This is a genomic window from Nonomuraea sp. K271 (genome assembly GCF_009908215.1).
GTDB classification, from domain to species: domain Bacteria; phylum Actinomycetota; class Actinomycetes; order Streptosporangiales; family Streptosporangiaceae; genus Nonomuraea; species Nonomuraea longispora.
Window position 1 is genome coordinate 1 of record NZ_JAAAHR010000002.1, and the last position, 21,750, is coordinate 21,750.

The 21,750-nt window shown below is 69.9% G+C and carries 19 protein-coding genes; 10 read left to right on the forward strand and 9 right to left on the reverse strand.

Going from position 1 to position 21,750, the window contains the following annotated elements; all coding sequences use genetic code 11:
* The 6 genes from GUY59_RS00715 to GUY59_RS00740 form a co-directional block, all read right to left on the reverse strand.
* Nucleotides 1-503 (reverse strand): class I SAM-dependent methyltransferase (locus tag GUY59_RS00715; protein WP_161714313.1); only part of this gene is annotated, 503 nt, incomplete at its 3' end.
* A 1-nt stretch (nucleotide 504) separates the two neighbouring features.
* Nucleotides 505-1,140 carry a DUF2461 family protein gene (locus GUY59_RS00720; protein WP_161714314.1) on the reverse strand — a complete coding sequence of 212 codons (636 nt, stop codon included), beginning with the start codon at nucleotides 1,138-1,140 and terminating at the stop codon, nucleotides 505-507.
* 23 nt (nucleotides 1,141-1,163) lie between these two features.
* Complete coding sequence (locus tag GUY59_RS00725; protein ID WP_132330379.1) at nucleotides 1,164-1,358, reverse strand: MbtH family protein; 195 nt, start codon at nucleotides 1,356-1,358, stop codon at nucleotides 1,164-1,166.
* Between the two features lie 92 nt (nucleotides 1,359-1,450).
* The gene (gene asnB / locus GUY59_RS00730; protein ID WP_138198502.1) at nucleotides 1,451-3,286 is read right to left on the reverse strand and encodes an asparagine synthase (glutamine-hydrolyzing); all 1,836 of its coding nucleotides are present in this window, start codon (nucleotides 3,284-3,286) and stop codon (nucleotides 1,451-1,453) included.
* Nucleotides 3,287-3,290: 4 nt separating this feature from the next.
* A complete protein-coding gene (locus tag GUY59_RS00735) occupies nucleotides 3,291-4,376 on the reverse strand; it encodes an LLM class flavin-dependent oxidoreductase (protein ID WP_138198503.1) in 1,086 nt (361 codons plus the stop codon).
* Nucleotides 4,377-4,390: 14 nt separating this feature from the next.
* Nucleotides 4,391-5,695: an MFS transporter gene (locus GUY59_RS00740; RefSeq protein WP_289512951.1), complete on the reverse strand. Its 1,305-nt coding sequence runs from the start codon at nucleotides 5,693-5,695 to the stop codon at nucleotides 4,391-4,393.
* 149 nt (nucleotides 5,696-5,844) lie between these two features.
* On the opposite strand from GUY59_RS00740, the gene GUY59_RS00745 reads away from it, so the two are divergent.
* Genes GUY59_RS00745 through GUY59_RS00775 form a run of 7 tightly spaced genes read left to right on the forward strand, consistent with a single transcriptional unit; the run spans nucleotide 5,845 to nucleotide 14,424 of the window.
* Nucleotides 5,845-7,146: a cytochrome P450 gene (locus GUY59_RS00745; RefSeq protein ID WP_138198505.1), complete on the forward strand. Its 1,302-nt coding sequence runs from the start codon at nucleotides 5,845-5,847 to the stop codon at nucleotides 7,144-7,146.
* Nucleotides 7,147-7,148: 2 nt separating this feature from the next.
* Nucleotides 7,149-8,627 (forward strand): aldehyde dehydrogenase family protein, encoded by a 1,479-nt coding sequence (locus GUY59_RS00750; protein WP_132330388.1) that lies wholly within the window; start codon nucleotides 7,149-7,151, stop codon nucleotides 8,625-8,627.
* 23 nt (nucleotides 8,628-8,650) lie between these two features.
* Nucleotides 8,651-10,249, forward strand: a complete 1,599-nt coding sequence (locus tag GUY59_RS00755) for a tryptophan halogenase family protein (protein WP_132330390.1) — start codon at nucleotides 8,651-8,653, stop codon at nucleotides 10,247-10,249.
* On the forward strand, nucleotides 10,249-10,803 hold the full coding sequence (locus GUY59_RS00760; RefSeq protein ID WP_132330392.1) for a flavin reductase family protein: 555 nt from the start codon (nucleotides 10,249-10,251) through the stop codon (nucleotides 10,801-10,803). The genes GUY59_RS00755 and GUY59_RS00760 overlap by 1 nt, the downstream gene beginning before the upstream one ends.
* Nucleotides 10,800-12,506, forward strand: a complete 1,707-nt coding sequence (locus tag GUY59_RS00765) for a non-ribosomal peptide synthetase (RefSeq protein WP_201760365.1) — start codon at nucleotides 10,800-10,802, stop codon at nucleotides 12,504-12,506. The genes GUY59_RS00760 and GUY59_RS00765 overlap by 4 nt, the downstream gene beginning before the upstream one ends.
* Complete coding sequence (locus GUY59_RS00770; RefSeq protein ID WP_161714316.1) at nucleotides 12,503-13,234, forward strand: thioesterase II family protein; 732 nt, start codon at nucleotides 12,503-12,505, stop codon at nucleotides 13,232-13,234. The genes GUY59_RS00765 and GUY59_RS00770 overlap by 4 nt, the downstream gene beginning before the upstream one ends.
* 2 nt (nucleotides 13,235-13,236) lie before the next feature.
* The gene (locus tag GUY59_RS00775; protein ID WP_132330396.1) at nucleotides 13,237-14,424 is read left to right on the forward strand and encodes a cytochrome P450; all 1,188 of its coding nucleotides are present in this window, start codon (nucleotides 13,237-13,239) and stop codon (nucleotides 14,422-14,424) included.
* A 54-nt stretch (nucleotides 14,425-14,478) separates the two neighbouring features.
* Here the strand turns inward: GUY59_RS00775 and GUY59_RS00780 are convergent, their stop codons facing one another.
* The 3 genes from GUY59_RS00780 to GUY59_RS00790 are packed head-to-tail and all read right to left on the reverse strand — an operon-like array spanning nucleotide 14,479 to nucleotide 16,846.
* Nucleotides 14,479-15,828, reverse strand: a complete 1,350-nt coding sequence (locus GUY59_RS00780) for a class II 3-deoxy-7-phosphoheptulonate synthase (protein WP_236666708.1) — start codon at nucleotides 15,826-15,828, stop codon at nucleotides 14,479-14,481.
* Nucleotides 15,825-16,601: an LmbU family transcriptional regulator gene (locus tag GUY59_RS00785; RefSeq protein WP_138198507.1), complete on the reverse strand. Its 777-nt coding sequence runs from the start codon at nucleotides 16,599-16,601 to the stop codon at nucleotides 15,825-15,827. The genes GUY59_RS00780 and GUY59_RS00785 overlap by 4 nt, the downstream gene beginning before the upstream one ends.
* Nucleotides 16,598-16,846: a hypothetical protein gene (locus GUY59_RS00790; protein ID WP_132330400.1), complete on the reverse strand. Its 249-nt coding sequence runs from the start codon at nucleotides 16,844-16,846 to the stop codon at nucleotides 16,598-16,600. Before GUY59_RS00790 ends, GUY59_RS00785 begins: the two co-directional genes overlap by 4 nt.
* A gap of 402 nt (nucleotides 16,847-17,248) precedes the next feature.
* On the opposite strand from GUY59_RS00790, the gene GUY59_RS00795 reads away from it, so the two are divergent.
* The 3 genes from GUY59_RS00795 to GUY59_RS00805 are packed head-to-tail and all read left to right on the forward strand — an operon-like array spanning nucleotide 17,249 to nucleotide 21,156.
* Nucleotides 17,249-17,416 (forward strand): hypothetical protein, encoded by a 168-nt coding sequence (locus GUY59_RS00795; RefSeq protein WP_161714317.1) that lies wholly within the window; start codon nucleotides 17,249-17,251, stop codon nucleotides 17,414-17,416.
* Nucleotides 17,417-17,427: 11 nt separating this feature from the next.
* On the forward strand, nucleotides 17,428-19,617 hold the full coding sequence (locus tag GUY59_RS00800; protein WP_138198508.1) for a TOMM precursor leader peptide-binding protein: 2,190 nt from the start codon (nucleotides 17,428-17,430) through the stop codon (nucleotides 19,615-19,617).
* A gap of 18 nt (nucleotides 19,618-19,635) precedes the next feature.
* Nucleotides 19,636-21,156, forward strand: a complete 1,521-nt coding sequence (locus tag GUY59_RS00805) for a SagB family peptide dehydrogenase (RefSeq protein ID WP_132330404.1) — start codon at nucleotides 19,636-19,638, stop codon at nucleotides 21,154-21,156.
* The last annotated feature ends 594 nt before the right edge of the window (nucleotides 21,157-21,750 follow it).

The window sequence follows — 21,750 nt, forward strand, 5'->3', positions numbered from 1 at the left end:
ATGTAGCGGGACATGACGTCAAACAGGCCGCCCAGGGACCCTCCGGCCGTCCAGGACGCCAGGCCGATCCGGCCGCCCGGCTTGCAGACCCGCAGCAGCTCGGCCGCGGTGCGCTTCTGGTCGGGCGCGAACATGGCGCCGAAGGCCGAGAGGACGACGTCGAAGTCCGCGTCCGGCAGCGGGATGTCCTCGATGTCCGCCTCCATGAGCCGCGCGGACACCCGCTCGGCCGCCATGCGGCGTTGAGCGTCCTCCAGCATCGTGGCGGAGAAGTCCAGCCCGGTGACCTGGGCGAAGCGTCGCGCGCAGGCGATGGTCGCGTTGCCGCTGCCGCAGGCGGCGTCGAGCACGCGCTCGCCGGGCCGCACGTCGAGGCGCTCGGCCAGGAGTTCGCTGGCGATGGTGGTGGTTCCGGCGACCGAGGTGTAGTCCCCGGCCGACCACGCGGAACGCTGGTAGTGCTTGAGTGACGAGGAACGGGCGGTCGTAGGGGAGATGGGCACGTCAATCCTCCAATGGCGCGAAGCGGCGCAGCCAGCCGCTCAACGGAGCCGCACGCTCCCACGCCCCCGTGATCAGGCCGGCGGCACCGGGGTTGCCTAGCCAGAGCGACGCCGGCCAGCGCCAGGTGGCCGCGAGGCCGGTGCGACGAAGCAGGGCGATGTGGGGATGGCTCTGCGGATAGCCGCGGGGAGCCTTCTTCAACGTCTCCCCCGAGACGGTGAAGCCCTCGGCCTCCAGGGCCGAGATGATCGTCAACAGCCGCGCGCCCGCGGGACCGGCCGCCGCCGCGCGAAAGCGGCTCAGCCAGGCGCCGCGGGCGCGGACGACACCCACGGAGGCGATCAGCTCCCGGGCCGACACCGACAGGTAGTGGTGCGTTCCGTTTCCGGCGAACTGCACGCCGAGGTGGGTGTGGTACGGGTGCCGGCCGTCCGCGAACCGCGCGTCCTTGCGGAGCCGGAAGATATGCGCCTTCCCGTACTTGTGCTCGAGTTCGGCGGCGAGGGTCCTGGTGGGTTCCAGGACCGCTCGCCGGTACAGGTCGCGACAGGCGTCCAGATAACCGGGAGAATTGTCTTGTTCCAGGCCGGTGAAGAAAGTGGCGAGTTCCGTGCTCCAGCCGGCGAACGCGGTCACCTGGATCCCCCTTTCTCGCTGGTTCAGATTTCCGCCGGGGCGGTGCGCAGGCTCAGTGGACGCATATCCGTCCACAGCTCCTGGACGCGGGAGAGACAAACCTCTTTCGTGCCCTCGGCGCCAACGGGATGCCAGCCGCCCGGAATATCTTGGTCGGCGGGCCAGATAGAGTACTGCTCCTCGTGGTTTCGCACGACCACAAATGACCTCTCCGGCATGCGGGACTCCTTAGTGAGTGGGCGCGGTAAATGCATGATGCCATTCTGCGGTGCTGTATGCCATTGACGCCGTACTGCCAGCGGTACAGCCGTCAGGGAAGCCGCACGTCAGGGCGGTAGATATCCAGCCACAGCATGACGTCGAGTACGCGTTCCATGCCGAGCCTGGCCAGCTTGTCCACCGCCGACGCCTCCTGCCGGGTGGTCGCCTGCAGCCGGCGCCGGTCGGCGAGGGCGAACACCGGATGGTCGGGCCGCCCGAGCAGTTCCCGGGTCTGCTCCTGCAGCGCTTTGACGTAGGAGGTGGCCTGGGCGGAGGGGTAGGCGCTCTTCACCCGGTCCGCCACGACCGCCGGGAGCCTGTCGCGGACCGCGCTGCGCAGCAGGCTCTTCTCCCTGCCGTCGTGGTTCTTCATGGACCACGGGGCGTTGTAGACGTACTCCACCAGCCTGTGGTCGCAGAACGGCACCCGCACCTCCAGTCCCACCGCCATGCTCAGCCGGTCCTTGCGCTCCAGCAGGAAGCGCACGAAGCGGGTCAGGTGCAGGTGGCTCATGACGCGCATGCGATATTCCAGGTCGCTCTCGCCGTCCAGCCGGTCCACCCCGCGTACGGCGTCGGCGTAGCAGACACGCCGGTACTCGTCCAGGTCGAGGGCGGCGCGGACCTCCGGTTTCAGCCACACGGCGTCCCGGTCGAGCGGGCCCGCGTTGACGGCGATCCAGGGGAACTCGTCCGCCCACCGGATCCGGTCGTCGTGGAACTGCCGGTAGCCGCCGAAGACCTCGTCGGCCGACTCCCCCGACAGGGCGACCGTGGAGCGCTCGCTGATCGCCTTGAACAGCAGGTACAGGGAGAAGTCCATCTCACCGAACCCCACAGGCAGGTCGCGGGCCTCGAGCGCCCTGCGGCGCACCTCGGGGTCGGCCAGCGCGGCGTGATCCAGCATGATGTCGCGGTGGTCGGCTCCGACGTGGTCGGCCACGGCGCGGACGAACGGCGCGTCGGGTGTGCCGCGCAGGTCGTCGGGCAGGAAGCCGTCTGACTGCCCGACGAAGTCCACGGAGAAGGTGGGCACGGCCTCGGCGCCGAGGTGCCCGGCGGCCAGGACGGTCAGCGCGCTGGAGTCCAGGCCGCCGGACAGCAGCACGCAGCGGGGGACGTCGGCGACCATCTGCCGGCGCACGGTGTCGCCGAGCAGGTCGCCCACGCGGGTGATCGTGGTCTCCAGGTCGTCGGTGTGCGCCCGGGTCTCGAGCCGCCAGTAGACCCGCTCACGCCGGCCCCGGGCGTCCACGGTGACGACGGTCGCCGGCTCGACCTGCCGCATGCCGTGCCAGACCGCCTGCCGGGGCGTCATGACGAAGGCGAGCCACTCGCGCAGCCCCTCGGCGTCGACCACGCGCTCCGCCGCCGGGTGCGCCAGGATCGCCTTCGGCTCCGACCCGAACAGCAGGCCGTCCTGCGTGGGGAGGATGTACAGCGGTTTGACGCCGAGCCGGTCGCGGATCAGCACCAGCCTCTCCTCGCGGGTGTCCCAGATGGCCAGGGCGAACATGCCGTTCAGCCGCTCGGCCACCCGATCGCCCCAGCGCAGGTAGCCGCGCAGGACGACCTCGGTGTCGCTGGAGGTCCGAAACCGCTCGCCGAGCTTCTCCAGCTCGCCGCGCAGCTCGGTGAAGTTGTAGACCTCGCCGCTGAAGACCAGGCACACCTCGCCTCCCGGTACGGAGGCGGTCATCGGCTGGGCGCCTCCCTCCAGGTCGATGACGGCGAGGCGGCGGTGCCCCAGGGCGGCGTGCGGGGCCGTCCACATGCCTTCCGCGTCGGGTCCGCGGCAGGCCATGGTCCGCGTCATCGCCTCAAGCGTCGGCCTCTCATGGCTCAGGTCACGCTTGAAGGAGACCCATCCGGTGATTCCACACATGCCGTTACCTCCCCAGTTCCTGCGGCCACACCGCAGGCAGCACCTTGTCGACCAGCAGCCGGGCCGCCTCGCCGATGTCGGGGCCCAACGGCGAGCCGAGGTAGAAGTCGTCGAAGCCGAGGGACTGGATGAGCTGCGCCAATGCTCCCAGCCGCTCGGCGCACGCCTCGGGCGTTCCCGACGCGATGAGCCCGTCCAGCAGGTCGTTGGACACGTACTGCGCGGCTTCCGGCAGGGGTTTGCCGCCGCGCAGCGCCGTGCGCACCATGGCCGCCGACTCCATGTCGAACCCGGCCCGCTCCAGGTCGGGCCAGAGGACCGGGTTGCCGGCGACGATCGCCGCCTGCCTGCGGGCGAACTCCCTGGCCGCGGCGCCGTCGTTCGACACGCAGCAGTTCAAGCCGTACAGCAGGCGGAACGGCCGGACTTCCCGGGTTCGCCGCGCCAGCGCCACCACGTCGCGCACGGTCTCGTGATCGCCGGCTTCCAGGGCCGCGTACGACACCGCCGGATAGGTGCTGGTGCAGATCAGCCCGTCCGCGAGGTCTTCGGCCAGCGCCCTGCTTTTGGGCCCGCCGATGGCCATCAGGATCGGGATCTCCCTGGTCAGGGTGAACGTCAGCTGTGCGATGGCGTCGTCGCGCCAGCCCAGCCGTTCGCTCAGCAACGGGTAGTCGCGCAACAGCACGATCTCGCCCGCCCACAGCCGCCTGATGAGCCCGATGCACTCGCGCAGCAGGGCGAGCACGGAACGTTTGGTGAACATGCTCGACACGAGTGAGCCACCGGTCCCGATGCCCATCTGCACCGTATGGCCGGGCGCCACCAGCTCGGCGATGGTGGCCATAGCGGCGGCGATGTCGATGGGGTTGCGCGACAGTGGGATGGTCACGCCGCTGGCCACGCCCACGTGCCGGCCGGCGGCGATCGCCGACATCAGCACGTGGGAGTTGCGCGCCAGCATCTGGTCGGGCACCCAGATGGTGCTGAACCCGCTGCTCAGCACCGAGCTGGCGGTCAGGATCTCGTCGGCGGAAACCCACGGAGCGATCTGGACCCCCGAAGGGCGGATCCCGGAAAGAGTTGTCATGATCGTCCTCTCGGTCAGGTGAGCCCGCGCCTCGGTTCCGAGGTGCGGGAGAGGGTGGCCACGGTCACCACGCCGGCCAGCACCAGGCCGACCGCCACGTAGACCGGCAGTTGCGCCGGACCGCCGCTCAAGGCGTTGACCACCGCGGGGACCAGGCCCGCCAGGGCGAACCCTCCGTTGATCGACAGGGCCGTCCCCGAGGCGCGGATCGAGGTGGGGAACCGCTCGTTCAGGAAGATGGGCAGCGGCCCGAACGCGGCGATGGTCAGCCCGGAGAGCAGCAGCGCCGGCAGCGCCACCATGACGGGGGACGCCACATCGGCCAGCCACATGTACAGGCAGGGCAGCGCGATCATGTTGACCGCGGAGGCGCACAGCAGCACGCGACGCCTGCCGTAGCGCTCGCTGAGATGGCCGCTGAGCGGCGCGAAGACGAAGGCACCGAGGTTGACCCAGACCAGGATCACACTCACCGTCGCCACGCTCAGCCCGTTGACCACCTGCAGGAAGCTGGGCAGCAGGCCCAGGGTGAGCAGGAAGAAGGTGGCGACGCCGAAGACCACGGCGATGTTGGCCGCGAGCACCTTCCGGTGCGGTCCCCGGGTGAGCAGCGGAGCCAGCGGGCTCGCCACGCGGTCCGGCTTGGCGCTCCAGAGCGGGGATTCCTCCACGTACTTCATCACGAGCACGCTGACCAGCACAGGCAGGCCGCCGGCCAGGAACATCACCCGCCAGCCCCACTCGTTGAAGGCTTCGCCGGGGAAGATCCTGGTCGTGGCGAACAGGGCCAGCGCGGCGAGCAGGCTGCCCAGCGCGGTTCCGCCCCCGCCGACCACCCCGGAGACCAGCCCGCGCCAGCGAGCCGGCACCGACTCGGTCGCCAGGGTGAGAGTGGATGCGAAGACGCCGCCGACGAACAGGCCCTGGACCAGGCGCAGGAGCAGCAGCAGCAGCGGGGCGGCGACGCCGATGGCCTGCGCGCCGGGCAGCATTCCCATGAGGGCGGTCACGCAGCCCACCCCGAGCAACGCCACGACCATGGCCCGTTTGCGGCCGTGCCGGTCGCCGATGACGCCCATCAGCGCGGCGCCGATGGGCCGCATGATCAGCGTCGCGGCCAGCGCGACATAGCTGCCTGCCAGCGCCAACGCGGTGTTCTCGAGGGGAAAGAACACCGCCGCGATGGCGGGTGCGACGAACACGATCACATAAAGGTCGTACAGGTCAAGGGCAAATCCGATGACGGATGAAACTGTGGCTCTGAATCCATGCGGTGACCTCGTGGTCGCTTCGGCAAGGACAGCGCTCTCTGCTTTCACCGGCAATCTCCTTTCACGTCCGGGACGCTAACCATCGTGCGTGCCGGGTCGGTGGGTTGACAAATATCGGAAGTCGGCCGACCTTAGTCGGAAGTGAGCGCAGGATTTGCGCCTAATCACATGCCCGCTGTTTATCTCGCGCTATTGGCATGCTCAAGAGGAAGTGGTCCCTGATGACGGTCAGCGCCGACATCCGATCCCAGAAGGTGCGGGTCGACATGTTCGGGAAGGATTTCCTGAACAACCCCTATCCCGACTACGTCCGGCTCAGGGAGGAGGAGCCTGTTCATTGGGACAACCGGCTGAACGGATGGGTGATCACCCGGCACAGCGATGTGTACGCCGCCCACCTGGACCCCGAGACGTTCTCCTCCCACCGCCTGGGCGCGATGGTCTCCAACAAGGTCGGCCCCACCTCCTCGGACGAGATGAAGAGGTTCATGGACCTCGCGCCGGAGTGGATGCTCTTCCGCGATCCGCCCGACCACACCCGCATCCGCAGGCTGTTGAACCGCGAGTTCCGCGCGCGGGACATGCGCGCGCTGCGCCCCGCGATCGAGGAGATCGCCACGGAGGTCATCCGGCGGGCGGCCGGCAAGGGTGAGTTCGACCTCGTCAAGGACTTCGCGTATCAGCTTCCCGGACGGGTGCTGGCGACGATGTACGGACTGCCGTCCGCCGAGGGCACCCGCCTGACCGACTGGTGGTACGAGATCCGGCACATGCAGCGGGTCTTCCTCGGAGCCGACCCCACCCAGGTGGCGCCGTCCGGCAGCCCGACCGCCGAGGCGTTCAGCCAGATGACGCCCTACCTGGCCGAGCTCATCGGGGACAGGCGAAGCCGGCCCAAGGACGACCTGGTCACCAGGGTGATCGCCATCGCCGAGCGGGGCGAGGAGGAGGCGCTGGGGCTCAGCGAGCAGGAGATGTTCGCGCACCTGCTGTTGTTGCCGCTGGCGTCCTTCGGCACCACGATGGACCTGATCGGCAACGGGGTCCTCGGCCTGCTCGGCCAGCGTGACCAGTGGGACCTGCTGAAGGACGAGCCCGAGCTGATCCCCTCCGCGGTGGAGGAGGTGCTGCGTTACGACGCCTCCGTGCAGCTCACGCACCGCCTGGTGACCCGTGACATCGAGGTGGCCGGACAGCCGATCGCCGGCGGAGAGCTGGTCTACCTCGTCCGCGGCGCGGCCAACCGCGACCCCGAGCGGTGGCCGGCCCCCGACCGGATCGACGTGCGGCGCCACGACTCGGGACACGTCGGGTTCGGGGTCGGCATCCACCGCTGCCTCGGCGCCGGGCTGGCGCAGGTGATCACGGCCGCGGCGCTCAAGGTGCTGACCCAGTGCGTGCCCGGCCTGTCACCCGTGCCCGACCGGCCGCATCGGTGGAAGGCGGACACCCCGCAGTTCCGTGGCCTGGCCGAATTTCCCGTACGGGCGGAGCGGTAGCCATGGGGCGGTCCGCGCAGGTCTTTCAGTCACAGTGGATCGACGGGGATTGGCGGCGATCCGACGCGACCGACGGCATCGACGTGATCGACCCGAGCGACGAGAGCCTGCTGGCCATCGTTCCCGCGGGCACGCTGGTGGACGCGCGCCGGGCCGCCCAGGGAGCACGGGCGGCCCAGCCCCGATGGGCGGCGACCCAGCTGAAGGAGCGGATCGCGTTCGTCGAGCGGCTCGCCCGCAGGCTCTCCGAGCGGGCGGACGAGCTGGCCGAGGTCATCATCTCGGAGGTCGGCGCGCCCGCGACGGTGGCGCGGCAGGCGCAGGTCGGTCTCGCCGTCACGATGACGGCCTCCTTCGCGGATCTGGCGGCCGGATTCGCCTTCGAGCGGCGGGCGGGAAACTCGCTCGTGCTGCGCGAGCCCGCGGGAGTGGTCGCGGCCATCACCCCGTGGAACGTGCCGCTGCTGCTCACGTTGCAGAAGGTGGTCCCCGCGCTGCTGGCCGGCTGCACCGTCGTCCACAAGCCCAGCGAGCTGACGCCCCTGCACGCCTATCTGCTCGCCGAGATCACCGCCGAGTGCGGTCTGCCGCCGGGCGTCTTCAACGTCGTGGTGGGCACCGGCGAGGGCGCCGGGGCCGACCTCGTGCGCAGTCCGGACGTGGACATGGTCTCGCTGACCGGCTCGGTCCGGGCGGGCCGTCACGTCGCCACGATGGCGGCCAACCGGGTCAAGCGCGTCCATCTGGAGCTGGGCGGCAAGAACGCCAGCGTCTTGCTGGACGACGCCGACCTGCGGCAGGGGGTGGCCGCCACCGTGGACCAGATGTGCTTCAACTCGGGGCAGGCGTGCCTGCAGTGGAGCAGGCTGCTGGTGCCCGCCGACCGGCATGACGAGGCGGCGGAACTGGCGGCCGGTCTGGTCGGCCGGTACCGCGTGGGTGAGCCGCGCGACCCGCGCACCGACCTCGGTCCGCTCATCACCGACCAGGCGCGCGAGCGCGTGCGCGAATACATCAGGGCCGGAGTGGCAGAGGGCGCCCGGCTGCTCGCCGGAGGCGAGGATCCGCCGGAGGGGTACGGGCGCGGGTACTACGTCCGTCCCACCGTGTTCTCCCATGTGCGGGACACCATGACCATCGCCAAGGAGGAGATCTTCGGCCCGGTGCTGTCGGTTATGCCGTACCGGGACGAGGAAGAGGCCGTCCGGATCGCCAACAACACCCCGTACGGCCTGCACGGCGCCGTGTGGTCGGCCGACACCGGCAGGGCGCAGGACTTCGCCAGGCGGATGCGGGTCGGCCAGGTGGACATCAACGGCGGGCCGTTCAACGTCCTGGCGCCCTTCGGCGGAGTCAAGCAGTCGGGCATCGGCCGTGAATGCGGCGTGGAGGGGCTGGAGGAGTTCTGCGAGACCAAGTCGCTCCAGCTCCCGGTGGAAGTGGCGGAGCCGGTCGGGCCACGGCTGCGCGCACACGCATAGACCGATCCAGAAGGAGTTACCACATGTCCCACGACAACCGCGTGCGCAACATTGTCATTCTCGGCGGCGGCACGGCCGGCTGGATGACCGCATCCTACCTGAGTAAGGCATTGCAGCGGACGGTGAAGATCACTGTCCTGGAGGCGCCGACCATCCCGCGCATCGGCGTGGGCGAGGCCACCGTGCCCAATCTGCAGCGTGCCTTCTTCGACTACCTGGGGATCCCTGAAGACGAGTGGATGCGGGAGTGCAACGCCAGCTTCAAGGTGGCGGTCAAGTTCATCAACTGGCGCACCCCGGGGCCCAGCTCGCCGACACCCCAGCCACTGGGCGGGCGTACCGACCAGTTCTTCCACCCCTTCGGCCTGCTTCCGTCCGCCGACCAGATCCCGTTGTCGCACTACTGGGTGGCCAAGACGCTGAAGGGCGAGACCGACGAGCCGTTCGACTACGCGTGCTTCAAAGAGACGGCGATCATGGACGCCAACCGGGCGCCGCGAGCGCTCGACGGCACCCCGGCCACCTATTACGCCTGGCATTTCGACGCCCAGAAGGTCGCGAACTTCCTGCGCACGTTCGCGGTGGAGAAGCAGGGCGCCGAGCACGTCGAGGATCAGATGACCGAGGTGCTGCGGGATGAGCGCGGGTTCATCACCGCGCTGCGCACCGCCGGCGGGCGGCTGCTGGAGGGCGACCTGTTCATCGACTGCTCCGGCTTCCGCGGCCTGCTGATCAACCAGGCGATGGAAGAGCCGTTCATCGACATGAACGACCACCTGCTGTGCGACAGCGCGGTGGCCACCGCGGTCCCGCACGACGACGCCGAACACGGCGTGGAGCCCTACACCTCCGCCATCGCGATGTCGTCGGGGTGGACGTGGCGGATCCCGATGCTCGGCCGCTTCGGCACCGGGTACGTGTACTCCAGCCAGTTCGCCACGAAGGATGAGGCGGCCGAGGAGCTCTGCCGGCTGTGGGGCCTGGACCCGGAGAACGCCCCGCTGAACCACATCCGCTTCCGGGTGGGCCGCAACCGGCGCGCCTGGGTGCGTAACTGCGTGAGCATCGGGCTGGCCTCGTGCTTCCTGGAGCCGCTGGAGTCCACCGGGATCTACTTCGTCTACGCGGCCATCCACCAGCTGGCCAAGCACTTCCCCGACCGTACGTTCGACCCTGTGCTGATCGACAGCTTCAATCGCGAGATCGAGGAGATGTTCGACGACACCAGGGACTTCATCCAGGCGCACTTCTCCCTGTCGCCGCGCACGGACACGCCGTTCTGGCGGGCGAACAAGGAACTGGAGCTGGCAGACGGGATCAAGCAGAAGATCGCCATGTACAAGGCGGGTCTTCCGATCAACCTGCCGATCACCGACGAGCGTGGCTACTACGGCAACTTCGAGGCCGAGTTCCGTAACTTCTGGACCAACGGCAGCTACTACTGTGTCTTCTCCGGCATGGGCCTGCGGCCCGACAAGCCGCTGCCTTCGCTGACGTACAAGCCCGAGGCCATCGAGGCCGCCGAGACGCTCTTCGCCAACGTCAAGCGCCACCAGAAGGAGCTCGCAACCTCGCTGCCCAGCAACTACGAGTTCCTGCGGCACCTGCACGGGGACAGCTGATGACCGCCGACGAGCTGCGGGTTCTCGACGAACCGATCGCGTCGGCGGGCGAACATCGGGCGCTGATGAGCCGGTTCCCCACCGGGGTCGCCGTGGTCACGGCGGCGGACACCGTCGGCCGTCCGCACGGCATGACGTGCTCGTCGGTGGCCAGCGTCACCCTGTGCCCGCCGACGATCCTGGTGTGCCTGCGGGTGGGGAGCGCCACGCTGCGTGCCGTACACGAAGGCGGCGCTTTCGCGGTGAACCTGCTGGACGCGGAGGCCCGTGCCACGGCGGAGCTGTTCTCCGGGCCGGTGCCCGACCGGTTCGCCCGGGTGCGCTGGATCAGGTCGCACGCCGGGCTGCCGTGGTTGGTGGATGACGCGCTGGCGATGGCCGAGTGCCGGCTGAGCAGGGTGATCCCGGACGGTGACCACGAAGTGCTCTTCGGGCGGCTGCTGCGCGTGACCGAGAAGCCGGGGACCCCTCTCCTGTACGGCATGCGGTCCTACTCGGTGTGGCGGCCGTCATCCCTGGCCGGCTCCGCGGGGATGGAGGACATGAGCGCATGACGACCAATACCGATGTTTCCGAGATGTTCGCTGCGCTCGACCGGTGGGCGGCCACCCGTCCGTCCGAAACCGCGGTACACGCGCCTGACGGGACTCTCACCTTCGCGCAGCTCGCCGACCGTACGCGGACGATCGCGGGAACGCTGGCCGCGCACGGTGCCGGACCCGGCACCCAGGTGGGACTGTGCCTCGGCCGCAGCCACCTGTCGGTCGCCGCGCTGCTGGCCGTCTGGTGGACGGGGGCGACAGCCGTACCGCTGGACGAGCGGCACCCCGCCGACCGGCTCAGCTTCGTGCTGCGCGACTCCGACACCCACCTGATCCTCGGTGACGGCGTGCCCGCGGGGGCCGTCCCGCAGCGGTGCCGGGTGCTGCCGTCCGGCGCGTTGTGCGAGCCGAACCCGGCGCCGCGCCGGGCCGACCCGCACCCCTCCAGCGTGGCGTACGTCATCTACACCTCGGGCACGACCGGCTGGCCGAAGGGAGTCGAGGTGCCCTACCGGGGGCTGGGGGCCTTCGTCGCCGCGCTGGGCGAGTTGGACCTGCCCACGGGCGGCACGGGCGTCAACGCGGTGTCCCCGGCCTTCGACGGCTGGCTGTGGTGCGCGCTGCTGTACCTCCGGTACGGCCAGGGCATGACGATCATCGACACCGACCTGGCCGAGAACGTCGCCGCCGCGGCGCCCGACGTGGTGTGCATGACGCCTTCGCTGCTGCTGGCCTGCGCGGAGGAGGTCGGAGGGGCCGACGTGCTGGTGGCGGCGGGGGAGCCGCTCCCCGCCGCACTGGCTGCCCGGTTCACCGGCAGGATGCTCAACGTCTACGGGCCGACGGAGGCGACCATCGCGGCCACCTGCGCCGACACGGCGAGGGGCGACGACGTCACGACCATCGGGCGGCCCCTTCCCGGCTACACCGTCCACATCCTGGACGCTGATCTGCGGCCCGTTCCCCCCGGCACCCCGGGGGAGCTGTTCATCGGCGGGCCCGGCGTGGCGGCGGGCTACCGCCGCCGTCCGGGGCTGACCGCCGAGCGGTTCCTCCCCGACCCGTTCGCCGCCGACGGCAGCCGGCTGTACCGCACGGGCGACCTCGCGCTGGAACGCCCTGACGGCCTGCTGGAGTACCGCGGGCGCTGCGACGAGCAGGTGAAGATCCGCGGCTTCCGCGTGGAGCTGTCGGAGGTGGAGCGGGTCGCGGTGCAGACCGACGGCGTGCGCGGCGCCGCCGCCTACCTGCTGGCCGGCCGGGACGCGCTCGGGCTCGCCGTGGTGGTGGAGTCGGAGGAGTGCCTGGAGGCGGTGCGTACGGCATGCGCCGGGCGGCTGCCGGCGGCTGTGGTCCCGGCCCAGGTGACGGCGGTCCCGGCGCTGCCCACCACCCCCACGGGCAAGGTGGATCGCGCGGCACTCGCCATGATGACGGCCGCCACGGCGACCGGCGGACGGTCACCGAGCACGCGTAGCGAGCGTGTGGTCTGCGACGCCTGGAACGATCTGCTGCCGCAGCCGGTGCACGACGTCGACGCCGACTTCTTCGAGCTGGGCGGCCACTCGCTGCTGGCTGCGCGCGCCGTGGCGGCTCTGCGCAGGTCGACGGGGGTACGGCTCACGGTCAGGCAACTGCTGGCCAACCCCACGGTGGCGGGTCTCGCCGCCGAGCTGGACCGGCTGGGCTGGGTTCCCGCGGAGGAGGTGTCGTGAGCGGATCCTGGCTCCTGCCGTTCGATGCGGGGCCGCCGCGGCCGGTGACCCTGCTGTGCCTGGCCCCCGCGGGGGCCGGCTGCGGGCAGTACCGTCCGTGGCAGGCCATGGCGGGGCCGGAGGTCTCCATCGTCGGGGTCCAGCTTCCCGGCCGGGAGACCCGCTGGGCGGAGCCCCCCGCGACCAGCGTGCACGAGGTCGTCACCGGGGTGCTCGACGAGCTGACCGCGCTGCTCAAGCCGGACGACCCGCTGATCGTCTTCGGCCAGAGCTTCGGCGGCCTGCTGGGCTACGAGATCGTCCGCAGGCTGGGGGAGGAGCACGGGCGCCGGCCCCGCGCGCTCGTCGTGGCCGGCTGCCGCCCACCCCACATGTGGGTCGGCGCCGGCCGGGGCCTGGCCGACGACGACGCCGAGCTGGCCCGGCTGCTCGACGTGCGCGCCCTGGACGAGAACGACATCGACGAGGACAGCCGCGAGCTGCTGCTCGACGTCCTGCGGCAGGACGCGCGGCTGTCGCTCACCTACACCCATCACGCGGCGGCCACCCCGGCCACGCTCGAGGCGTGGGGCGGCCAGGCCGACGAGACCGTCACGTCCGGTCATCTCGACGGCTGGCGCGCCTACGCGGGAGGCGGGTTCCGCAAACGGATGTTTCCCGGCGGACACTACTTCTGCCTTGAGCGGGCGGGCGACGTGGTCGCCGCGCTGAGGCGGCACTGGAGCTGACCATGCAGGTGAATCTCAAAGACCCCGAGCTGTTCGGCCGGGGCAGGTTCTGGCCGGTGCTGGCGTGGCTGAGGCAGCACGACCCGGTGCACTGGCACGAGGAGGACGACGGCCCCGGGTTCTGGGCGGTGACCCGCTACCACGACATCGTGGGGGTGTACACCGACCAGAAGTCCTTCAGCTCCCGTTACGGGATGCGCCTGGACAGCGACCCCGGAGCGGTGTCGGCCGTCGCCCAGCGCATGCTGATCGTCTCCGATCCGCCCGATCACACCCATCTGAAGAGCGTGCTGGCCAAGGAGTTCGGCCACGCCGAGGTGCCGCGGCTGCAGGCGCTGGTCGAGCAGGTCGTGCGTGCCGTCGTGCGGGACGCGGTGTCCCGGGGCGAGGTCGAGTTCCTCGACATGGCCAAGCAGATCCCCAACAACGTGGTGTGCGCGTTGATGGGGATCCCGCGCAGCGAATGGGAGTGGGTGGGCGCGGTGACCACCGAGGCGTTCGAGGGAGACGACGAGGCGACGCGCGCGGGAGCCCACAGCGAGATCTTCCTCTTCTTCACCGAACTGCTCGCCGAGCGGAGGCGGAACCCGGGTGCCGACTTCGTCAGCCGCATCGCCGCCGAGCGCCGGACCACCGGCCAGGGCGAGGAGCGGCCGCTCACCGATGAGGAGATCGTGTTCAACTGCAACGGTGTGCTGGCCGGGGCGAACGAGACCACCCGGTACTCGGCCGCCGGCGGCGTACTGGCGCTCATCGAGCGGCCCGACCAGTGGGAGCTGTTGCGTACGGCGGGACCGTCGGGCGTGCCGAGCGCCGTGGAGGAGGTCCTGCGGTGGACGGTGCCCGGTGTGCACGCGCTGCGCACCGCCGTCCGGCCCACCAAGATAGGCAACGTGCGCATCGCGGTCGGGGATCGGGTGACCCTCTGGAACGTCTCGGCCAACAGGGACGAATCAGTGTTCGAGCAGGCCGACCGGTTCCGCGTCGACCGCTCACCCAACCGGCACATCACCTTCGGCGCGGGCCGGCACCTGTGCCTGGGCGCCCGGCTGGCCCGCCTGGAGCTGAAGATCTTCTTCGAGGAGCTGATCGGCCAGGTGAGGCGGATGGAGCTGGCCGGCGAGCCGGTCTACAACGCCTCCAACTTCACCTGGGGCCTGCGGAGCCTGCCGGTACGGCTGGCTCCGTGAGAACACAAGCGCCCGGCGGACGCCGGGCGCTTGTGCTCCCCTCAACCGGATGGTTCATCTCGACTGATACAGGTCGGCGACGGTGAAGGCGAGATCGAGGCACTGCCGCCTGTTCAGCCGGGGATCACAGGTGGTCTCATAACGCCGGTGCAGATCGCCTTCCGCCAGGTCGTGCTCCCCGCCGACGCATTCGGTCACGTCCTCGCCGGTGAACTCGATGTGCAGACCCCCCGGATGCGTGCCCAGCGCGCGATGAACGGCGAAGAAGCCGTCGATCTCGTCGATGAGGTCGTCGAAGCACCGGGTCCTCAACCCGCTGGGGGAGACGAACGTGTTGTGCATGGGGTCGCACACCCACACGACCGGGGAGCCGTGTGCCGACACCGCCTCCACGATCGGGGGAAGGACGCGCCGGATCGCGTCCGCCCCCATCCTGGTGACGAACATCAGCCGTCCGGGCTCGCGCGCCGGGTTGAGCAGCCGGCTGAGCGTCACCGCGTCGGCGGGCGTGGTCTGCGGCCCCAGCTTGACGCCGATCGGGTTGCGGATGTGCCGCGCCCACTCGACGTGCGCGCCGTCGAGTTGCCGGGTGCGGTCCCCGATCCACAGCAGATGCGCGGACAGGTCGTAGGTTCCGCCGCTGGCGGGGTCCACTCGCGACAGCGCCGCCTCGTAGTCCAACAGCAGCGCCTCGTGGCTGGACCAGAAGTCCACCGTGTGCACCTGCTCGGGATCCACCCCGCAGGCGTGCATGAATGCCAACGCGCGGTCGATCTCGGTGGCGATCCTCTCGAACCGCCTGCCCGCCGGGCTGGTGGCCACGAAATCCATGTTCCAGGCGTGGACCTGCCGCAGGGACGCGTCGCCTCCTCTGGTGAAGGCTCGGCACAGGTTCAAGGTTATCGCGCCGGCGTGGTAGGCCCGCAGGAGCCGGCGGCAGTCCGGCATGCGGGCGTCCGGGCTGAATTCGAGGCCGTTGACCGCATCGCCGCGATAGGCGGGCAGGGTGACGTCTCCCCTGGTCTCGGTGGGCTGGGGGTGCGGTTCGGCGAACTGCCCGGCCAACCTGCCGATCTTGATGACCGGCACCTGCGCCGCGTACGTGAGGACCACCGCCACCTGCAGCAGGCATGTCAGCTTGGTGGTGGTGGTGCTCTCGGTCGCCCCGGCGAACGTCTCCGCGCAGTCTCCGCCCTGCAGCACCACCGCCTCACCCCGCTGCACGGCAGCGAGGCGGTCCTTCAGCTGGTCGCACTCACCCGGAGTCACCAGCGGAGGCAGCGACCGCAGTTCGGCGATCACCGAGTCGAAGGCCACCGGGTCCGGCCAGCCGGGCTGCTGGGCAATGGGAAGGCCCCGCCATGTCTCCGAAGAGCTCATGGCGGGGCGGATGTCGACGGTCATGACATGGAACGCCCGCCGCCGGCCACCAGGAGCGCTTCGCCGGCCTCGGCGGACGCGACGTTGCCGGGTGCGGCGGGCGTCAGGACGATCGTCTCGTCGCCGGCGGAAAGGGCGAGGTTCCTCGTGCGCCGCTCGGGCAGCAGCAGCAGATCGGCAACCTGGTCCAGGACCATGGTCATCCATTCGTGCAGGGTGCGCTGGGCCTCTCCGGCCGCCTGCTGCCAGCGCTCCTCCCTGGAGTGGTCGATGTGCAGCGTAACCGGGGTCTCCTGTCGGCGCACGCGGGCGCCGACACACTTGTTGCGCAGCTGGTGCCGCAGTTGGTTGCGCGACCACCGGTTCTGCTCCACCCGGTCCAGCCACTCGTCCTGCTCGTCGGGAGCCAGCGACGCCAGCTCCGCGTGGTGCTGGAAGCTGACCCTGTCACGGCGGCGGTTCATCGGGAAGCGACGCGCGACCCACGCGTAGTTCCGCAGCGTCTGGTAGTTGAGCGACGTGCCGGCGATGGCCCGCTGGTAGCGATCGGGGAACGACTTCTCACCGTAGTTGAGCCAGTCGCCGAGCCACCACGTCGACGAGTCGGTGATGAGCGCGATCTGCTTGCCCAGTCGCTCCCAGGAGGCGTACGGCATCGCCTGGGGCAACACCAGCCCGACACGCTTGGTGAGGACCGTGCTCGGGAGGCCGAGCCGGCTCGGGGCGGCCGGGGATCTGCGGGTCGGCATCGCGGCGGTCGTGCCGTTGTGCTCGTTGTGGTGCATGGCGTCCCTCACGCTGTGTTCCCGTGCATGACCTCGCCGGCCACCGGCTCCCAGGGGCCGTAGGCGACGGTTATGGAGCGGGCGACCACCTTGGCGTTGGCTGTGCCCATGGCCGCCATCTCGCGGTGCGCGCACTCGGCCGCTTCCCTGTCCATGCCGAAGTCCTCAACCATGGTCTGCTGCTGGTCGGTGAACATCACGGCGTATTCGAGGTAGCTGCCGATCACTTGATGGGTGGGGTCCAGAGTTTGCGTCATGGTTTCCTCACTTCGTATTGACAAAGGTTTCCGCAGCGTCGGGGCACTGACACTCTCGTCCACCGGCAACCCGGGCCGTACGAGGGCCGGCGGCCCTCGCCGATGACCGCCCTACCAGGGCATCAGCCTGCCGCTCGGGGCGCGCAGGTCCATCTCGGGACGCGCTCGACACACGCGTGCCCGTGGCCGCCTACGCCGATGGACTCTGGTCATCGCATTTCCTTCCATTTCCGGTTATTTCTCGATCAGAATAGAGTCGCGGCAGCGAGGGATCGACGGAATGGATCACTTGTGCGGCGTGAAGTATTCACGGCGCACTAATGAGCAGCTAACTAGGAATATCGCTCGAAGCGGCCCACGATCTGGCTGTTCAGGTTTCTTCCCCGTTCCCAAGGAGAGGTCATGACCGCTTCGGTACTCCCGCGCCCCGACGTCCGGGCAGGACGCCGCTCCACCACGCTCGCCACGTGGACCAGGACGGACCTGGAGCCGCCCGCAGCCTGGGCGGCCGACCTCGTCATCGATGACCTGGCCGACCCGGCGCGGCCCGCCTGGCCCACCTACTGCTGAGTGAGGCGGCCATGGTGGTCAAGGCAGACCGACTGTTCCTCGGTTTCAAGCGACACCTCCGGGTGGACCCGGGTCCGGGCGGGGCGGTGTACGTGACCTCCGCGCGCGGCACGACCGCCCTGGAAGGAACGCTGGTCCACCGGCTGGCGCCGCTGCTCGACGGCACCCGCACCGTGGCCGAGATCCGCCGGGCGATGGCGCCGTGGGCGTCGGAAGGCAGACTCGGCCACATGCTGGGGCGCCTCGCGCAGGCGAACCTCGTCGGCTTCCAGACGACCTCCAGGACCGCGGCCGACGCCTACTGGGACCTCGCCGGCATCGACGGGGCAGGGGCCGGCGCCACGTCCACGTCGGTCGCGGTCATCGGGCTCGCGGGCGCCCAGGCCGCGGCCGATGCCTGCCGGGCCGCCGGGCTGACCGTCACGCAGGACCAACGACGCGCCGACGCGTTGCTGGTGCTGTGCGCCGACTACCTCGACCCGCGGCTGGCGGAGATCAACGCACAACGGCTGGCCGACGGAAGGCCCTGGCTGCTGGCCACCGCCTGCGGACCCGACGTCTGGGTAGGCCCGGCCTTCGAGCCGGAGAATGGTCCGTGCTGGGAGTGCCTGGCGGCGCGGCTGCGCCGACGCCGCACGGGCACGCCGGGCCCGCCCGAGGCGTCGCTGGCCCCGACCCGCGCCCTCGGCCTGCACCTGGCGGTCCTGGAGCTGACGAAATGGCTGGCCGGCGCGGCAAGCGGGCTCCGCGAGCAGGTGTGGACGCTGGACACGGTGAATCTGGCGCTGTCCTGCCATCCGGTCACGAGCCGCCCGCAGTGTCCCGCGTGCGGAGACCGCGACACGACGCGCGTGAGCGTGACCCCCTCGCCCACGGTGGCGACGGGCAGCACGCCGGGCAACAGCCATCGCGCGATGCCGCTGGAAGACGTGTGGGAGCGGTACCGTCACCTGGCCGACCCGGTGACCGGCATCACCGACCCCATCCGGCCCGACCCTCGCAGCCCCCGGTTCGTCCACTGCTACCTGTCGGGCAGGAACCTCGCGCTCGACGGCGAGGAAGGAGCGGGAGTGCGGCAGTGGAGCGGCGGCAAAGGCCGCACCGACCTGGAGGCGCGGGTCAGCGCCCTCGGCGAGGCCGTGGAGCGGTACTGCGGCACCCGGCTCGGCGACGAGCAGGTCGTCCGCGGCAGCTTCCACGAACTGCGCGGAGACGCCGTCCACCCGGACACCTGCCAGCTGTTCCACCCGCGTCAATATGCCGACCGGGTGCGCTGGAACGCGGGCGCCATGCCGTTCCAGCAGATCCCGGAACCCTTCGACGACCGGGCGGTCATCGACTGGACCCCGGTGCGTTCGCTGACGACGGATGCCCAGCGCCTGCTGCCCACCGACCTGCTCTACTTCAACGGCGGCGCCGGCGTGCCCTCCCTCAGGGCCACCTCCAACGGCAACGCCGCGGGCGCGAGCCTCGCGGACGCGACCGTGCAGGGCTTCCTCGAACTGGTGGAACGCGACGCGGTGGCGCTGTGGTGGTACAACATGACCCGGCAACCGGTGATCGACCAGGCGTCGTTCGGGGACCCGTTCATCGCCGAGGTCTTCGACGGCTACGCGGGTCTCAACCGCGCCCTGTGGCTGCTCGATCTCACCTCCGACCTCGGAGTGCCCGTCGTGGCGGCGATCTCGCGCCGCACCGACAAGCCGGCCCAGGACATCATGCTCGGCTTCGGCGCCCACTTCGACGTCCGCATCGCCGTACGGCGGGCGCTCACGGAACTCGGGCAGCTGCTGTCCGCGGTGGTCGACGCCAAGGCCGACGGCACCGGGTACGCACCGGCCGACGAGCACCTCATGGCGTGGTGGCGCAACGCCACCACGGCGGACCAGCCGTACCTGCTCCCGGACCCGGACCGGGCGCCACGACGCCTCACCGACTACCGCGAGGCCGTGCACAGTGACCTGGAAGCCGATCTCGACACCGTGCACGCCATCGCCGAGCGGCACGACCTGGACGTTCTCCTGCTCGACCAGACCAGGCCCGACGTCGGCATGCCGGTCGTCAAGGTGACCGTGCCCGGCCTGCGGCACTTCTGGGCCCGCTTCGCCCCGGGCCGGCTGTACGACGTCCCCGTCCGGCTGGGGCGGCTGCGCCGCCCCACCGCCTACCGGGATCTCAACCCCACCCCGCTCTTCCTCTAGTCGCAGGAGTAACCGATCATGGCTGCCGGATTCGGGGACAAGAGACGCGACCTGCACGCGTTGTGGTCCTTTCGCGAGGACGTCCACCTCGAAGCCGCCCCCCACGGCAAGACCCTGGTGCTGCACAGCCGCTGGGACGAGATCGAGGTGCCCCATCCGGGGCCGGCGGTGTTCGACGCGCTCCGGCGGATGAGCCTGGGACCGATTCACCTGGACAACGTCATTAGCGACGAGGCGGACCTGGCCACGCTCCATCGCCTGCTGGACCGCCTCGACCCCCTGGTGGTGCGCTCGTTGGGCGTGGATCGGGAGCAGCCGATGGTGTCGGTGGTGCCGCTCGTCCAGCGGTCGCGCCTGCGGGTGATCCCCGTGGCCGCCGACGTTCCGGTTCGCCTGTCCAGGTTCGCGGTCATCAACACCAACGGCAGGGACTATCGGCTCGAATCACCCCTGGCACTGCATCGGGTGCTCCTGCACACCGCCGAAGCCATGAGCCTGGTCGGTCACCTGAGGCGGCCGACCAGGCCGGACGCGGTCCGTGACGCTCCACCGTACTTCTCCACCCTCGTCGCGTACCTGGCGGCGGCGGGGATGGTCGTGGGGGCGGAACGCGACGAGCCGTTTCGTCCGGTGGAGTTCGCCGAGGACACCGACGACGCGCTGATCTCATGGTCGCCGGTCAACCTGCTCTTCCACAGCCGTTCCACGCTGGGCAGGCACGACCTGGCCTTTGGGGCGACGCATCCGGTGGGGGACAGGCGTGGCATCGAACCCGTGGTCGTGCCGCCCGGAGACACCGGCCTCATCAGGCTGTACCGGCCCACCTGGGAGGCGCTGGTGGCGGTCGATCCGCCGCTCAGTGCGGCGGTGGAGGCGGCGAACGGGGCGCGCCCGGCCGCGGGACCGCTCACCGCACGGGAACTCGGCGAGCTGCTGTACCGCGCGGCCAGGGTGCGCTCGGTGAGCGGCCCACCGGGCTCGCCCGAGGAGACCAGCGATCGCCCGTACCTCAGCGTCGGCTCGCGCTACGAGCTGGAACTGTATGTCGTCGTGGGTGACTGCAACGGAATCTCGCAAGGTGTATACCGCTACGACCCGCTGAGCCACGGGCTGCGAGCTCTGCCGAGCGAAACACGCGCCGTCGTTGCCGCGCTGGAGAACGCGCGGCTGGTCGCCCAGATGCCTGACCTGCCGCCCGCTCTCGTCGTCATCACCGCGCGGTTCCGCCGTCTGTCCTGGAAGTACAACGGGCTCAGTTACGCCATGATCCTGAAAAATGTCGGCATGCTCACCCAGACCCTGTGCCTGGTGGCTGCCGGACTGAGCCTGGGCGTATACCCGCTGGAATGCGTGGACATCGAACGGTGGGCCGACGCCCTGGGCGCGGACTGGCGGATCGAATCCAGCGTGGGCGCTCTCGTCCTCGGCAGGAAGCCGCATCCGGGGGACGACGCGGCCGTGACCGGCTGGCACGAAGTGAATGACGCGCACTGGGCCGATCTGGCGCACCGGTTGATGCCGGATGACGAGACGACCTGAACGGCATTCGACGGCCACCACCGCTCACCGCGCGTCCACGGTGCGCGGTGACCCGGGCGACCTTCGACCCGGTTGAGCGGCCCAATCCGCAGGTCCGGGCCAATGGTGCGACTTTCCTACGGTTGCGTGTTTCGCGAATAATTTTTCGCATGTTCCGGGTGGCGTCGTCGACTGCCCGGAAATGTTCCTCTGTCGTGCAACCATCAATGAGTGACATAGTTTCAGTGAATTTCGGTAGGTATTTGTGCTCGAAATAGGTAAGGATTAGTGCTGCGCTGTCACTCTGCTGAAGCCGACGGTGACCTGCCGGAGGGCCCTCAACGCCACGGATGTGCCACGGATGTGCCACGGACGGCGTCCAAGAAATCGCAGTCGTTCGAACGATTTCGCTGGAATCATCTCACTGTGTATTAAGGCGACCGGTGAGGTGTGGCAAGATGTTCCCGGTGTACCGTCCACGGTTGGCGTGGGGATCGGAGGTGGAACCCGATCACGACGAATGCCGAGCTGCTCACCATGGGGTTCCCGTCGCCGAATGTGCCAGAGCCGGTCATGGCCCAGGTCGGAGCAGCCAGATCGCACGCGGCCATCGTC